This window comes from Micromonospora sp. NPDC005203 (genome assembly GCF_042872705.1).
Taxonomy (GTDB): Bacteria; Actinomycetota; Actinomycetes; order Mycobacteriales; family Micromonosporaceae; genus Micromonospora.
This window is the reverse complement of sequence record NZ_JBIAKV010000022.1, coordinates 1-14,704: the sequence shown is the minus strand read 5'-3', so window position 1 is coordinate 14,704 and position 14,704 is coordinate 1. Positions and strand designations below refer to the sequence as shown.

General features: G+C 70.9%; 10 protein-coding genes. 7 read left to right on the top strand and 3 right to left on the bottom strand.

All coding sequences use genetic code 11. From position 1 onward, the window contains the following. Positions 1 to 110 precede the first annotated feature (110 nt). The 3 genes from ACFYPM_RS30465 (at position 111) to ACFYPM_RS30455 (ending at position 4,124) form a co-directional block, all read left to right on the top strand. On the top strand, positions 111 to 1,553 hold the full coding sequence (locus ACFYPM_RS30465) for a phosphatidate cytidylyltransferase (RefSeq protein WP_387204302.1): 1,443 nt from the start codon (positions 111 to 113) through the stop codon (positions 1,551 to 1,553). 104 nt (positions 1,554 to 1,657) lie between these two features. Further along, positions 1,658 to 2,815, top strand: coding sequence for a 23S rRNA (adenine(2503)-C(2))-methyltransferase RlmN (gene rlmN, locus ACFYPM_RS30460; protein ID WP_387204299.1), 1,158 nt, complete (start codon positions 1,658 to 1,660; stop codon positions 2,813 to 2,815). Between the two features lie 31 nt (positions 2,816 to 2,846). Continuing rightward, the gene (locus ACFYPM_RS30455) at positions 2,847 to 4,124 is read left to right on the top strand and encodes a DivIVA domain-containing protein (RefSeq protein ID WP_387204296.1); all 1,278 of its coding nucleotides are present in this window, start codon (positions 2,847 to 2,849) and stop codon (positions 4,122 to 4,124) included. Between the two features lie 76 nt (positions 4,125 to 4,200). Here ACFYPM_RS30455 and ACFYPM_RS30450 read toward each other — a convergent pair whose 3' ends face one another. Then, complete coding sequence (locus ACFYPM_RS30450; RefSeq protein WP_272616168.1) at positions 4,201 to 4,422, bottom strand: DUF2631 domain-containing protein; 222 nt, start codon at positions 4,420 to 4,422, stop codon at positions 4,201 to 4,203. A gap of 290 nt (positions 4,423 to 4,712) precedes the next feature. Between ACFYPM_RS30450 and ACFYPM_RS30445 the strand changes: the two genes are divergently transcribed. Together ACFYPM_RS30445 and ACFYPM_RS30440 are read left to right on the top strand one after the other, a co-directional pair. Continuing rightward, a complete protein-coding gene (locus ACFYPM_RS30445; RefSeq protein WP_387204293.1) occupies positions 4,713 to 6,293 on the top strand; it encodes a Rieske 2Fe-2S domain-containing protein in 1,581 nt (526 codons plus the stop codon). A 132-nt stretch (positions 6,294 to 6,425) separates the two neighbouring features. Continuing rightward, a complete protein-coding gene (locus ACFYPM_RS30440; protein WP_387204290.1) occupies positions 6,426 to 7,124 on the top strand; it encodes a TMEM175 family protein in 699 nt (232 codons plus the stop codon). Here ACFYPM_RS30440 and ACFYPM_RS30435 read toward each other — a convergent pair. Together ACFYPM_RS30435 and ACFYPM_RS30430 are read right to left on the bottom strand one after the other, a co-directional pair. After that, positions 7,113 to 8,708: a phytoene desaturase family protein gene (locus ACFYPM_RS30435; protein WP_387204288.1), complete on the bottom strand. Its 1,596-nt coding sequence runs from the start codon at positions 8,706 to 8,708 to the stop codon at positions 7,113 to 7,115. The genes ACFYPM_RS30440 and ACFYPM_RS30435 overlap by 12 nt on opposite strands. 11 nt (positions 8,709 to 8,719) lie before the next feature. After that, positions 8,720 to 9,559 (bottom strand): YhjD/YihY/BrkB family envelope integrity protein, encoded by an 840-nt coding sequence (locus tag ACFYPM_RS30430; RefSeq protein WP_387204284.1) that lies wholly within the window; start codon positions 9,557 to 9,559, stop codon positions 8,720 to 8,722. A 51-nt stretch (positions 9,560 to 9,610) separates the two neighbouring features. Here ACFYPM_RS30430 and ACFYPM_RS30425 point away from each other — a divergent pair, with 51 nt between their 5' ends. Together ACFYPM_RS30425 and ACFYPM_RS30420 are read left to right on the top strand one after the other, a co-directional pair. After that, complete coding sequence (locus tag ACFYPM_RS30425; RefSeq protein ID WP_387204282.1) at positions 9,611 to 10,162, top strand: GNAT family N-acetyltransferase; 552 nt, start codon at positions 9,611 to 9,613, stop codon at positions 10,160 to 10,162. 447 nt (positions 10,163 to 10,609) lie between these two features. Then, positions 10,610 to 14,569: a CARDB domain-containing protein gene (locus tag ACFYPM_RS30420; RefSeq protein ID WP_387204279.1), complete on the top strand. Its 3,960-nt coding sequence runs from the start codon at positions 10,610 to 10,612 to the stop codon at positions 14,567 to 14,569. Positions 14,570 to 14,704: the final 135 nt, after the last annotated feature.

Below are 14,704 nucleotides of genomic sequence, written 5' to 3'. Positions count from 1 at the left end.
CCGGGGATCGACCGACCGTCGGGGCGGTCAATCGGAGGAACATCGCACGTGTAGGGGATGCTTGTGGTCTTGCGTCATGTGGTGGTTCTCGCGCCCCGTCGCGGTGCGTGATGTCCCACCCCGACCCCTACGGTAGCGAGCCTCGCGGCTGGGACCGCCCGGAGCACCCAGTGGCACTGCCCTGGCCCGAGCAGGACCTGGACGCCGGCCAGTGGCAACGCCGACCCACCGCCGGTCCTGAGCTGTACGCCGACCCGCGCACCCGGCCACCCGCCGACCCGCACCCGACGGACCCGTACGACGAGCGTGGCCGCGCGGTCCGCCCGGACGACCGTTTCGACGACCGCGACCGGCGCGACCGTTTCGACGGCCGCGACCGGTACGACGACGACCGGAACCAACCCGACAGGTACGACGACCGGGGTCGCGCCGGCCGGTACGGCGATCGTCCGCCGGCCGGCCCGGACGGCGCCCCGGCCCGCCCGGGTGACCCGGAGCGGCGCGACGAGCCCGGCCGGTTCGACGAGCCCGGCCGGTACGGCGGCCCGCAGCCGTTCGACGGGCCGGTCCGTTACGACGACGACGCCGGTTTCCCGACCGCGCAGCTCGCGCCCATCGGGGCCGAGGTGGCACCGGACCTGCCGCCGGCGACCGAGCCCGATCCGCCGGGTGGCCGACGGCCGAAGGGCCGACGCCGGGCCAGCGTCGACCGACCGGCCACCCAGCAGGTGGGCAACGGGCGGGCCGGGCGCAACCTGCCGGCGGCGATCGGCGTGGGGCTCGGTCTCGGCGCGCTGATCGTGGTGCCGCTGATCTTCTACCCGTTGGCGTTCCTGCCGGTGATCGCCGCCGCCGTCGCCGTCGGCAGCTGGGAGATGGCCCGGGCGGTCCGCCGCAGTGGCGCGCACCCGCCGCTGGTGCCGTTGATCGCCGGCGGGGTGCTGACTGTGGGTCTGGCCTGGTTCGCCGGTCCGGACGCGCTCAGTCTCGGACTGCTGGTCACCGTGCTCGGCACCATGATCTGGCGACTGGGTGACGGTCCGGCCGGCTTTCAGCGGGATGTCACCGCGGCCACCCTGATCGCCGTCTACGTGCCGTTCCTCGCCGGTTTCGCGGCGCTGCTCGCGGCGGCGCCCGACGACGGTTGGATGCGGATCCTGGCCACCCTGATCGCGGTGGTCCTCTCCGACACCGGCGGGTACGCGGCCGGCGTCTCGTTCGGTCGCCACCCGATGGCGCCGTCGATCAGCCCGAAGAAGTCCTGGGAGGGTTTCGCCGGTTCGGTCACCGCCGCGGCCGTGGGCAGCGCGCTGCTGCTGTGGCTGATGTTCGACCTGGAGCCCTGGTGGGGTGCCCTGTTCGGGGTGGCCATCTCCTGTGCGGCGGTCCTCGGCGACCTGGCCGAGTCGATGATCAAGCGGGATCTCGGCGTCAAGGACATGAGCAACCTGCTGCCCGGCCACGGCGGGCTGATGGACCGACTGGACTCGATCCTGTTCGCGGTGCCGACCGCGTACCTGCTCCTGGCGATCTTCGTGCCGGTGGTGAACTGAGGTATGAATCACGGCGTCCTGGTCATCCGGCTCCGGTGGTGGCGGCCCGTTCGACACCTCCGGACCGGCACCTGCCGCCGAGGGCGTGACACACTGGACCAGCCATGACGAGCCTGCCGTTGATCCCCGCCATCTCGGACGCCCGCGCCGCGCGCCGGGCCTCCATGCCGCCGAAGCACCTCGCCGACCTGGACCTGGCCGGCCGCCAGGCGCTGGTCACCGAGCTGGGCGAGCCCGCGTTCCGCGCCAAGCAAATCTCGAATCACTACTTCGGGCGGCTGGTCCGCGACCCGCAGGCCATGACCGACCTGCCCGCGGCGACCCGGGAGCGGCTGTCCGAGCAGCTCATGCCCACCCTGCTCACCCCGGTGCGCGAGCTGGCCTGTGACGACGGCGCGACCCGTAAGGCGCTCTGGCGGCTGCACGACGGCGCTCTGGTGGAGAGCGTGCTGATGGGTTATCCGGACCGGGTGACCGTCTGCATCTCCAGCCAGGCGGGCTGCGGGATGGCCTGCCCCTTCTGCGCGACCGGCCAGGCCGGGCTGACCCGCAACCTGTCCACCGCCGAGATCGTCGACCAGGCCGTGTACATGGCCGGCGTGGCGGCCTCCGGCGCGGTGGTCGGCTCCCCGCCGCGGCTGTCGCGTGTCGTCTTCATGGGCATGGGCGAGCCGCTGGCCAACTACAACCGGGTCATCGGGGCGATCCGCCGCCTGGTCAGCCCAGCTCCGGAGGGGCTCGGCCTGTCCCAGCGGCACATCACCGTTTCCACGGTCGGCCTGGTTCCGGCCATCCGCCGACTGGCCAGCGAAGACCTCTCAGTGACCCTTGCGCTGTCGTTGCACGCGCCCGATGATGATCTGCGCGACGAACTCGTGCCGGTGAACCAGCGCTGGAAGGTAGCCGAGGTGCTGGACGCGGCGTGGGACTACGCCGCCCGGACGGGCCGTCGCGTGTCGATCGAGTACGCGATGATCAGGGACGTGAACGACCAGCCGTGGCGAGCCGACCTCCTCGGGCGGCTGCTGGCCGGCAAATTGACCCACGTGAACCTCATTCCACTCAATCCGACGCCGGGCAGCCGCTGGGACGCGAGCCCGAAGCCGGTTGAGCGGGAGTTCGTCCGGCGGTTGCGCGATGCCGGGGTGTCCACCACCGTACGGGACACCCGAGGTCGCGAGATCGACGGCGCGTGTGGTCAACTCGCCGCCGCCGAGGACAACGACACCTTCACCGACCGCGCCGGAGAGGCACCGGCGTGACCGGGCGTAGCGAACGAGACCAGGAGACATAGTGGCGAGTCAGGGTCAGCGTTTCCGGCGCAAGGCGCTCCGCCGGGGATACAAGGTCGACGAGGTGGATGCCTTCCTCGACCGGGTCGAGGCGACGCTCGACGGCCGCCAGGTCGGCGCGCCGGTGGCCTCCCAGGAGGTCCACGACGTCGTCTTCCGGGTCCGCTTCAACGGCTACGACGAGTGGCAGGTCGACCTGCACCTGGACCGGGTCGAGCGGCAGTTGGCCGAGCTTGAGGAGCGCACCAGCGCCGGTCGCGGTGGCGACCCCCGAATGGGTGACCGGATGGGTCCACCGGACCGCATGGGGCCACCGATGCGCGATGACCGCGGCATGGTCCCGCAGCCGATGCCGCCCCGGCCGATGCCCGCGCAGGCCGGTCCGCCCGCCGATCGCTACGGCCGCTACGACGAGCCGACCGGCGCCTTCGCCGGTGGGTACGACGCTCCCCGGGGCGGCTACGACGCGCCGCGCGGCCCGGCCGGCCCCGGCCCGATGGGACCTGGCGGCCCGATGGGTCCCGGCGCTGCGATGGGTCCCGGCCCGATGGCGGGCCACGGTTCTCCGCCGCGCGGCCTGCCCGCCGGCCCCAGTGGTTACGGCCCCCCCGACGACCAGCGCGCGCCCGGTGGTTACGGCCCGGACGACCAGCGCGCTCCCGGCGGTTACGGCCCCCCCGACGACCAGCGCGCGCCCGGTGGGTACGGCCCGGACGATCACCGCGCGCCCGGTGGTTACGGCCCGGACGATCACCGCTCTCCCGGCGGCTACGGTCCGGACGACAAGCGTTCGCCGGGCGGCTATCCCCCGGAGGAGCCGCGCTTCGACGGCTTCGAGGCCGGGCGGCACGGGCGTACCGACATGACCGCGGAGATCCGGATGCCGGAGCGGGACCTGCGCGACATGCGCCGGGGCCCCGGCGGTCCGCCTCCGCTGGCCCAGCAGGGCATAGGTGGGCCTCCGATGGCCGGTCCGCCCGCCGTGGCCGGTCCGCCGATGGTCGGCCCGCCGATGGCTGGCCCGCCCGGCAGCGATCTCTACCGGGTCGACCAGATCCGCCGGAGCTTCCAGGTGCGCCGGTTCGGCAGCGGGTACGACCCGGACCAGGTGGACCGGTTCTTCGAGACCCTGCTCGGCGGCATGCAGCGTCGCAACCCGATGCCTGTCGACCCGAAGGACCTGGACACGCTCCGGTTCGGGCTGGTGCCCGGTGGCTACTTCGAGGCCGAGGTCGACGCGGCGCTCAAGGACGTACAGGACATCCTCTTCGGGCGCTGACCCCGACGCGTACGGACGAGGGCCCGTCCCCCGGGTGGGGGCGGGCCCTCGGCGTTGTCGTCCGGTGCGGGTCGGGTCAGGAGCGCAGACCGTTGCGCCGCAGCACGACGTCGCCGATCACGATGATCAGCAGCAGCGCGGCCAGGCCGATCAGCCAGATGTCCTCGACCTTGCCCTCGTGGTTGCCGCAGATCATCGCCAGCAGCGCCAGTGCGGAGAGCACGGCGCCGATCTGCCCGGCCTTGCGGTGCCCGGGCTTGTGCTGGTCTGGCGACGTTACCGGCTCGCTTCCTGCCACTGTCGGTCCTTCCCTCGCGATCGGATCTTTGGTTAGTCTGGCACGCCTCGTACCGGCCCCGGCGCAGGGTCCGACCAGAAGATCCCCCCGCTCCTGAGCGGGTGGTGTGCGGCCCCGCGCCGGCACGGCGGTGCGGGACGGCGTCGACGGCGCCCGGACGGGGGCAGCGCCGGTCGTCTGAGCCCTGCCCGGCTGGTCGAACGGCACTACCGGCGTCGCGGGGCGGCGGTCCGACCCGCTCCGGTAGCGTTTGGCGTACACCTGATTGTCTGTTTGAGGGGGACTGTGCGGTGCGAGTGACCGGAACCGGGCACGCCAGCATGCGGATCGACACGGCCGCGGGCAGCATCCTGTGCGACCCGTGGGTCAACCCGGCCTACTTCGCGTCGTGGTTCCCGTTCCCGGACAATTCCCTGCTCGACTGGGGCAGCCTGGGCCAGGTCGACTACCTGTACGTCTCCCACCTGCACCGGGACCACTTCGACGCGAAGCACCTGCGAGATTTCGTCTCGAAGGACGCTACGGTCCTGCTCCCCGAGTTCCCGACCTCGGAGATGGAGGACGAGTTCCGGGCGCTGGGCTTCACGAAGTTCCTGAGGACGCCCAACGAGCAGGTGGTGGAGCTGCCCGGCGGCCTGAAGATCATGATTCAGGCGTTGACCAGCCCGACCGACGGGCCGATCGGTGACTCCTCGCTCTGGGTCGAGTACGACGGGGTGCGGCTGCTCAACCAGAACGACGCCCGCCCCACCGACCTGAGCGTCTTCGCCGAGCTGGGGCACGTGCACGCGCACCTGCTCCAGTTCTCCGGCGCGATCTGGTACCCGATGGTCTACGAGTTGCCGCAGGCGGCGAAGACCGCGTTCGGCAAGCAGAAGCGGGACCGGCAGTTCGACCGGACCTGGCGCTACATCGACGACCTGAAGGCCGACCACGTCTTCCCGATCGCCGGCCCGCCGTGTTTCCTCGACGACGCCCTGTGGCAGTTCAACGACATCCACGGCGACGAGGGCAACATCTTCCCCGACCAGTCGGTCTTCCTCTCGGAGTACGCCAAGGTCGGTGGCACCAACGGGATCGTGCTGCTGCCGGGCAGCGTCGCCGAGGTCACCACCGAGGGCGCGAGCACCACCCACCCGGTGCCGGTCGAGGAGTTCTTCGCGAACAAGGTCGCCCACTTGGAGGAGATGCGGGAGCGCAAGCGCCCGATCATCGAGGCGGAGAAGGCGTCCTGGCGGCACCCCGAGGTGGACGTGCTGGGCGAGATGAAGCGTCGGATCGAGCCGCTGCTCGACGAGTCGATCTACCTGGCCAAGGGCGTGGGCGGTCCGGTCCGCTTCGATCTGGTGGGGTATGACGGCGCGAGTGTCGAGTCGATAGTGGTGGACTTCCCCGGCAAGGAGGTCCGGCCGTACGCGGACGAGAAGGTCCGCTACCGGTTCCGGACCGAGCGGTCGCTGATCGAGCACCTGCTCTTCATCGACGAGGTGGACTGGGTCAACTCGCTCTTCCTGTCCTGCCGGTTCTCGGCGGCCCGGATCGGCCAGTACAACGAGTTCGTCTACGCGTTCTTCAAGTGCCTCTCCGAGGAGCGACTCCAGTACGCCGAGGGCTGGTACGACGAGCACGAGCGCAGCACCGACGCCGAGGACATCACGCTTGGCGGCTGGGTGGTGCAGCGGCGCTGCCCGCACCTGAAGGCGGACCTGACCCGGTTCGGCATCGTCGAGGGTGACCAGCTCACCTGCCAGCTGCACGGCTGGAAGTTCGACCTGCCCAGCGGCCGCTGCCTGACGAGCGTGGGCCACAAGGTGCGAGCCCACCGCGTGGACGCGGAAACCCCAGCCCCCGCTGGCGAAGCCGCGATCTGACCCGCCCTCCTCCGCGATCTTGCACTTTCGGTCCCGGCAAAGCAGGACAATCACCTCAGAACGGCGACAGTAAGTGCAAGATCGCGGGAGGGTGCCCGGACGGGACCGGCACCCGCCGAGAGTGGGGCGGGCGTGGCGGGGGCGGACGCGCAGGAGTACGAGTTCCGGTACGGGCGCGGCCGGGAGAAGACCCGGGACGCCGCCCGGGCGGAGACGTTCAGCGACGGAGTCTTCGGTGTCGTACTGACCGTGATGGCCGTCGAGCTGCTGCAGAGCGGGCCGGCGCGGGAGAGCGGGCGGGAGCTTCCCGACGCCCTGGCCCACGCCTGGCCGTCCTACCTGGCCTACGTCATCACCTTCGCGATCGCCGGGCAGGTCTGGCTCGCCCACCACAACCTGTGGCGGTACGTGGCCCGGGTCGACCAGATGCTGCTGGTGCTCAATCTGTTCGTGCTGCTCTTCATCGCCACGATCCCGTTCACCGCCGACCTGCTGTCGGACAACCTGCGCGGCAGTGCGACCGAGCAGCGACTGACCGCCGCGCTCTACGTCGGCACCGTGCTCGGCGAGGCGGTCTTCGTCAATCTGACCTGGTGGTGGGCCCGTCGCCGGGAACTGCTCCACCCCGACCTGGATCCTCGGCTGGCCCAGGCGATCGCACGCCGGATACGGCTGAAGCCGCTGCTCTACCTGGTCGCCTTCGCGGTCGTCTTCGTCAACCCGATCCTCAGCCTCTGCGCGTACCTCCTGCTGGTCGGCTTCTACCTGATCGGGGGTCCGGGCGACCTCCGGCCGTCCGCCGGCGCGGCCGAGGAGGGGTCAGCGGCCTAGGTCTTTGAGGATCCGGCGGGCGGCGTTGTGCCCGGCGGCGCCGATCACGCTGCCGGCCGGGTGGCAGCCGGCGCTGCCGGCGTACACGCCGTCGATGCCGGTGGCGTAGGGCATCCGGTCGGTGAACGAGACGGTGTTGTCGACGTGGTGGATGTGCCCGCCGGTGATGCCGAAGTGCGCCTCGATGCCGGGCGGGGGCAGCGGCACCGCGTCGGCGATCAGGTCACCGGTGCCGGGCGCGTACCGTTCGACGATCTCGATCAACCGGTCGACGTAGCCGGGCAGTTCTGCGTCCCAGGTGGTGCCGGCCAACTCGTACGGGACCGACTGGACGAACAGCGCCGACGAGTGGTGCCCGGCGGCGTCGGAGAGCGACGGGTCGACGGTGGTGTGCAGGTACCACTCGATCGTGGGCTCCGCCGGCAGCCGCCCGGCCCGCACGTCCGCCCACATGTCGCGCAGCGCGGTCATCGGCGAGGTGGCGTCCCCGCCGACCAGCGACGCGGACCCGGGCAGCAGGTGGATGGTCGAGCCGAACGGGCTCGGCGTACCGTCCGGCAGGCAGGAGAACCGCGGCAGCCCGCTGAGCGCCAGGTTGAGCTTGAGGGTGGTGCCGGGACGGCGGACCGCCGCCATCCGTTGGCCGAGCGGCGCCGGGAGCGCGCCGTCGGGCAACAGGTCCATCAGCCGGTACGGGTCGCACGCGCCGAGCACCACCCTCGCTGCGACCTGCCGGCCGTCGGCCAGCACGACTCCGTTGGCCGCGCCGCCGTCCAGGGTCACCGCGTGCACCGGCGTACCGGTCAGGATGGTCGCCCCGGCGGCGCGGGCGGCCTCGGCGAACGTCCGGGAGACCGTGCCCATCCCGCCCTCGGCGATCATCCAGGTGCCGCCGGAGCCGGGCAGTCTGCACATGTTGTGCACGAGGAAGTTGTGACCCGTCCCGGGGTCGTCCGGGCCGGCGTTGAGCCCGGACAGGCCGTCGGTGACCGCGTACATGCTGACCAGCAACTCGGAGCGGAACTCGAACCGGGCCAGGTAGTCGGCGACCGAGCCCCGCACGAGGTCGACGAAGACCTGCCGCAGCGCCGGGCGGACGTACCGCTCGGCGGTCTCCTCGGCGGCCAGCGGCTCCGCCAGCCAGGCCGGGGCGAGGTCCTCGCGCAGCGCCGCCAGCTCGGCCTGCATGGCGTCGTCGGCGGCCACGTCGGCGGGGGAGAAGAACTCCGCGAGCTGCGCCCGGGTGGCGGCGGTGTCACTGCCGAAGAGGAGGTACGGCGAACCGAGGCCGCCCGGTGTGGGCAGGAAGTAGTGCGGGTCGCGGCGCAGCACCGGGATCCGTACGTCGAGCGTGGCGAGCAGTTCCGGGGGCATCAGCCCGAGCAGGTACGAGCCGGTGGAGTGCCGCAGCCCCGGCACCTTCGGGAACGGGGCTTCGGTGCGGGCCGCGCCGCCGATCACGTCGGCGGCCTCCAGCACCAGGACGTCCAGGCCGGCGCGGGCCAGCAGCACGGCGGAGACCAGACCGTTGTGCCCGGCACCGACGATCACGACATCGGCGCGGGCGGGAATCTCACTGCTCATGCCGCGGCAGCCTAGTCCGCGCCGTCGACCCGGTGGGCTCGCCATCGGGACATGGCCAGGGTGGCGGAGTAGCCGGCCAGGACGATCACGTGGAACAGGTAGAGCCAGAGGAGTACGGCCACCCCGGCGCCGATGTCGTCGAAGCCGCCGAACGGCACGCCCAGGTCCAGCGGGAGCGAGGCGAAGAGCACGAAGCCGTGCAGGAAGCCGGAGAGGTTCGCCGCGGTGAACGACCCGACGCCGAGGGTGGAGAGCCAGTCCGGTGACGCCGGCCCGACGACCCGGAACACCCACACCAGCACGGGCGTGAGCACCAGCCAGACCGCGAGGAACGACAGCACGATGCCGAGTACGCCGAGCCAGCCGCCCTGGCGGACGAGTCGGGTGGTGAGCGGGAGCGCCAACAGGATCGACAGCAGCAGGGCGGGGGCCGGTGCGAGCAGGGGCAGCAGCAGCAGCCGGCCTCGCCAGCCGATCAGGTGCTCGTCGGAGCGGGGTGCGGCGACCGAGACGAACGCCCGGCGCAGACCCTCGCCGTAGAGGGACGCGGGCAGGAGGGAGGCCAGTGCCAGCAGCGGGGTCAGTTCCACCCCGGCGTTGACGAGCGCGTCCACCGCCCGCGGTGCGCCGATCGCGGTGGGCAGGGCTTCCACGGCGTACGAGGTGAGCCGGCGTACCCGATCGGCCCCGGCCACCAGTGCGGTGAGCCAGATCGCCAGTAGGGCGACCGGCACCACGGCGATCGCCCCGTAGAAGGTGATCGCGGCGGCGTGCAGCGACAGGTCCCGTCCGCGTACCGGACGGAACGCGGCACTGGTGATCCGTTTCGTGCGCTGCCATCCGTTGCCCATCGGGTCCTCCTTCCCTGTCGTCGGGGCCGTCACTCCTTAAGATCGCCGGTCATGACTGTTCTCACCACCGAACGCCTGATCCTGCGCGATTGGACCGACGATCCGGCCGATCTGGCCCGGATCTACGACATCTACTCACGTCCCGAGATCAGCCGGTATCTGGGCGTGGCGCCAGGTCTGCCGATGACCAACCCGGCCCAGGCCGCCGAGCGACTGCGGAGCTGGCAGGAGCGGCACGCCGCCGACGGCGGCCGGTACGGCACCTGGGCGATCGAGGTACGCGAGACGGGACAGGTGGTCGGCACGGCGCTACTCAAGCCGCTGCCGGGCCGGGATGCGGCGGTGCGGACCGACGACATCGAGGTGGGCTGGCACCTGCACCCGGACGCGTGGGGGCACGGCTACGCCACCGAGGCGGCCCGCGCGGCGGTAGCCCGGGAGTTCGCCGCCGGTACCCGGGAGATCTACGCCGTCGTGTCGTCGGGCAACGAGCCGTCGATGGCGGTGGCGCGGCGGCTGGGCATGACCCAGGTGGGCCAGCGCAGCGACTGGTACGGCGGGGAGCTGCTGGAGACCTTCGTGCTGAGGGCACCAGATGCCTGATCGTTCTCGCACGACCTGACGCAAGATCCGCGCAAGTTCGGGGAAGGTGTCGCCTCCAGTCGTCGGGAGGTGGCCCCTCCCCGAAATTCCGGGCAGGTCTGCCCTGGTGGCGGCTGCCAGGGCAGACAAGTCCGTCAATAGTCATGGTGGTCGAAGTGTTGACGCTCCCGTAGCACGTCAGTAACCTTTGGCCAAAGTAACGCAAGATTTTGACAAACAAGTGCACTGTTCTGTGCACCCTCTCGGAAGATTCAACGGGCCTCCTGGGGAGGCCCGTTGATAGTCGTACCCATCTGGTGTTTCCAGGACGAGCGGCGCCCCCGCGCCGCCCGGACCTCCGTCGCTCTCGACACCGGCCCTCGCGCGTCGGCCGGCGCCGCACCGCCGCACCCCCCCGCCCGGTGGTCCCGCCACCGGGGCAACCGTCCCCCGACGACAAGGACAGTGATGAGACGAACGAATCTGTTCAGGATGGTGGCGGCCACGGCCGCCGCCGCGCTGATCGCCACGGTCGGAGCGACAGCCGTCGCGAACCCGGCCGCCGCCCGCTCCGCCGAGCCGGCACCGAGCAGCGGTTTCGCCGCGGCGGCCACCAACCTCGCCCAGGGTCGTCCCACCCAGTCCAGTGGCCACGCCGACGTCTACGACTCGTCGAAGGTCGTCGACGGCAACGCGGGCAGCTACTGGGAGAGCGTCAACAACTCGTTCCCGCAGTGGGTGCAGGTCGATCTCGGCTCATCGCAGTCCGTCAACCAGGTCGTGCTGAAGCTGCCAACCTCCGGGTGGGGGACCCGGACGCAGACGTTGAGCGTGCAGGGCAGCACCAACGGTTCGTCGTTCAGCACCCTGGTCGGGTCGCAGACGTACACCTTCAACCCGGCGAGCGGCAACACGGTCACGATCAACGTCAGCCAGACCGCCACCCGCTACGTCCGGATCACCATCACCGCCAACAGCGGCTGGCCGGCCGGGCAGCTCTCCGAGCTGGAGGTGTACGGCAGCGGCGGCACCACCCCGGACACCACCGCGCCGAGCGTGCCGGGCAACCTCTCGTACACCCAGTCGGGCACGACCATCAGCCTCAACTGGGTGGCCTCCACCGACAACGCGGGCGGCAGCGGCATCGCCGGCTACGACGTCTACCGCAACGGCGCGTTCCTCCAGTCCGTCGGCAACGTCACCACGTTCAACGACACCCAGCCGGCGACGGCGACCGTGTCCTACTACGTCCGGGCGCGCGACGCCGCGGGCAACCTCTCCGGCAACAGCAACACGGTGACCCGGACCGGCAGTGGTGACACCACCGCGCCGAGCACCCCGGGGACGCTGTCGCAGAGCACGTCGGGCAGCACGATCACGCTCACCTGGGGGGCCTCCACCGACTCCGGTGGCAGCGGGCTGGCCGGCTACAACGTCTACCGGGGCGGCAGCCTGATCGCCACGCTGGGCACGGTCCTCACCTATCAGGACACCCAACCGGCGACGGCGACGGTGTCCTACCACGTCCGCGCCCGGGACGGCGCCGGCAACCTGTCCGGCAACAGCAACACCGTCACCCGGACTGGCAGCAACCCGCCCGCCTGCACAAACGTGGCTGCGGGCAAGGCCATGACGGCGAGTGGCTCCACCTTCAGCTTCACCCCGGACAAGGCGAACGACGGGCAGCTCGGCACCTACTGGGAGGGCGCGGCGAGCTACCCGCAGAACCTGACCGTGGCGCTCGGCGCCAACCACTCGATCTCCGGCGTCACCGTGAAGCTCAACCCGGACTCGTCGTGGGGCACCCGTACCCAGACCGTCCAGGTCCTCGGCCGCGACCAGGCGTCGTCGGCGTACACCAGTCTGGTGTCGGCGGCGGCCTACCAGTTCGTGCAGGGCACCAACGCGGTGACCATCCCGGTCAGCGCCACCACGGCGGACGTGCAGTTGCGGTTCACCGGCAACACCGGTGCCCCGTCCGGCCAGGTCGCCGAGTTCGAGGTGTGCGGCACCCCGGCGCCCAACCCGGACCTGGTGGTCAGCTCGGTGACCTGGTCACCCACGTCGCCCAGCGAGGTCAGCCCGGTCACGCTGTCGGCCGTGGTGCAGAACATCGGGTCGGCGTCCGCCGGCGCCACCACCGTCAACTTCAGTCTGGCCGGCGCGGTCGTCGGCAGTGCCACGGTGGGCGCGCTCGCCGCGGGTGCCTCGACCACCGTGTCGGCAAACGCGGGCACCCGCCCCATGGGCAGCTACGCCGTCACCGCGGTGGTCGACCCGACGAACACGATCGTCGAGCAGAACAACGGCAACAACAGCTTCACGGCGGCGTCGCCGCTGGTGGTGGCACAGGCCCCCGGGCCGGATCTCCAGGTGCTCAGCATCGCCTCGAACCCGCCGAACCCGGCCGTCGGGGCGTCCGTCACCTTCACCGTGACGGTGCGCAACCGGGGTACCACCGCGACCGGCGCGACCACCGTCACCCGGCTGGTGGCGGGCAGCACCACGCTCACCACCAACACCGCCTCGATCGCGGCCGGCGCGACGGTCACCGTGGCCATCAGCGGTAGCTGGACCGCCACCAGCGGCGGCGCCACCATCACCGCCACCGCCGACGCCACGAACGCGGTCGCCGAGACCAACGAGACCAACAACGCATTCAGTCAGTCGATAGTGGTCGGGCGCGGGGCTGCCGTCCCGTATGTCTCCTACGAGGCGGAGGCCGGCCGTTACCAGGGCACGCTGCTGGAGACCGACGCGCTGCGCACCTTCGGGCACACCAACTTCGCCAGCGAGTCCTCCGGCCGCAAGTCGGTACGGCTCACCGGCACCGGCCAGTTCGTCGAGTTCACCTCGGCCAACCAGGCCAACTCCATCGTGGTGCGTAACTCCATCCCGGACGCGCCCGGTGGCGGGGGCATCGAGGCGACCATCAGCCTGTACGTCAACGACGTCTTCTCCCGCAAGCTGACCCTGTCGTCGAAGCACAGCTGGCTCTATGGCAACACCGACGGGCCGGAGGCGCTCACCAACACCCCGCAGGCCGACGCCCGTCGGCTCTTCGACGAGTCGAACGCCCTGCTGTCGCAGTCGTACCCGGCCGGCACCCGCTTCAAGTTGCAGCGCGACTCGGGTGACACCGCCTCCTTCTACGTCATCGACACGGTCGACCTGGAGCAGGTCGCCCCGGCGGCGAGCCAACCGGCCGGCTGCACCTCGATCACCTCGTACGGTGCGGTCCCCAACGACGGGCTCGACGACACCGCCGCCATCCAGCGGGCGGTGACCGACGACCAGAACGGTGTCATCGGCTGTGTCTGGATCCCGGCCGGGCAGTGGCGGCAGGAGCAGAAGATCCTGACCGACGACCCGCTGAACCGGGGCATGCACAACCAGGTCGGCATCAGCAACGTCACCATCCGGGGCGCCGGAATGTGGCACTCCCAGCTCTACACGCTCACCGAGCCGCAGAACGTGGTGGGCGGCATCAACCACCCGCACGAGGGCAACTTCGGCTTCGACATCGACAAGAACACCCAGATCTCCGACATCGCCATCTTCGGCTCAGGCCGGATCCGGGGCGGTGACGGCAACGCCGAGGGCGGCGTCGGTCTGAACGGTCGCTTCGGCACCGGCACGAAGATCAGCAACGTGTGGATCGAGCACGCCAACGTGGGTGTCTGGGTGGGTCGCGACTACGACAACATCCCCGACCTGTGGGGGCCGGCCGACGGGCTGGAGTTCACTGGCATGCGGATCCGCAACACGTACGCCGACGGCATCAACTTCAGCAACGGCACGCGTAACTCGCGGGTGTTCAACTCGTCCTTCCGGACCACCGGCGACGACGCGCTCGCCGTCTGGGCCAACCCGTACGTCAAGGACCGCAACGTCGACATCGCGCACGACAACCACTTCGTCAACAACACCATCCAGTTGCCCTGGCGGGCCAACGGCATCGCCATCTACGGCGGCTACGACAACTCGATCGAGAACAACCTGATCTACGACACCGCGAACTACCCGGGCATCATGCTGGCGACCGACCACGACCCGCTGCCGTTCTCCGGCACGACGCTGATCGCCAACAACGGGCTCTACCGCACCGGCGGCGCGTTCTGGAACGAGGACCAGGAGTTCGGTGCCATCACGATCTTCCCGGCCACCCGGGACATCGTCGGGGTCACCATCCGGGACACCGACATCATCGACTCCACGTTCGACGGCATCCAGTTCAAGAACGGTGGCGGCAACATACCGAACCTCGCCATCACCAATGTGCGGATCGACAGGTCCGTCAACGGCGCCGGCATCCTCGCGATGAGCGGCGCACGCGGCAACGCCAACCTGACCAACGTGACAATCACCAACTCGGCCGACGGCAACATAGTCATCCAGCCGGGCTCGCAGTTCGTCATCACTCCCTGATCCACACGCTTTCCAAGAAGTCGGGGGGGGGGGGGGGCGCGGCCCCCCCCCCCCCCCCCACCCCCCCCCCCCCCCCCCCCGGGGGGGGCGCGCCGGGGGGCCGGGGGGGGGGGGGGCGCCCGGCGCCGGCCGGGG

What these genes read in the sequence shown, in the direction of transcription:
- ACFYPM_RS30465 (WP_387204302.1), top strand. Translation starts at nt 111, where the DNA reads ATGTCCCACCCCGACCCCTACGGTAGCGAGCCTCGCGGCTGGGACCGC.
- rlmN (WP_387204299.1), top strand. Translation starts at nt 1,658, where the DNA reads ATGACGAGCCTGCCGTTGATCCCCGCCATCTCGGACGCCCGCGCCGCG.
- ACFYPM_RS30435 (WP_387204288.1), bottom strand. Translation starts at nt 8,708, where the DNA reads ATGAGCAGTGAGATTCCCGCCCGCGCCGATGTCGTGATCGTCGGTGCC.
- ACFYPM_RS30430 (WP_387204284.1), bottom strand. Translation starts at nt 9,559, where the DNA reads ATGGGCAACGGATGGCAGCGCACGAAACGGATCACCAGTGCCGCGTTC.
- ACFYPM_RS30425 (WP_387204282.1), top strand. Translation starts at nt 9,611, where the DNA reads ATGACTGTTCTCACCACCGAACGCCTGATCCTGCGCGATTGGACCGAC.
- ACFYPM_RS30420 (WP_387204279.1), top strand. Translation starts at nt 10,610, where the DNA reads ATGAGACGAACGAATCTGTTCAGGATGGTGGCGGCCACGGCCGCCGCC.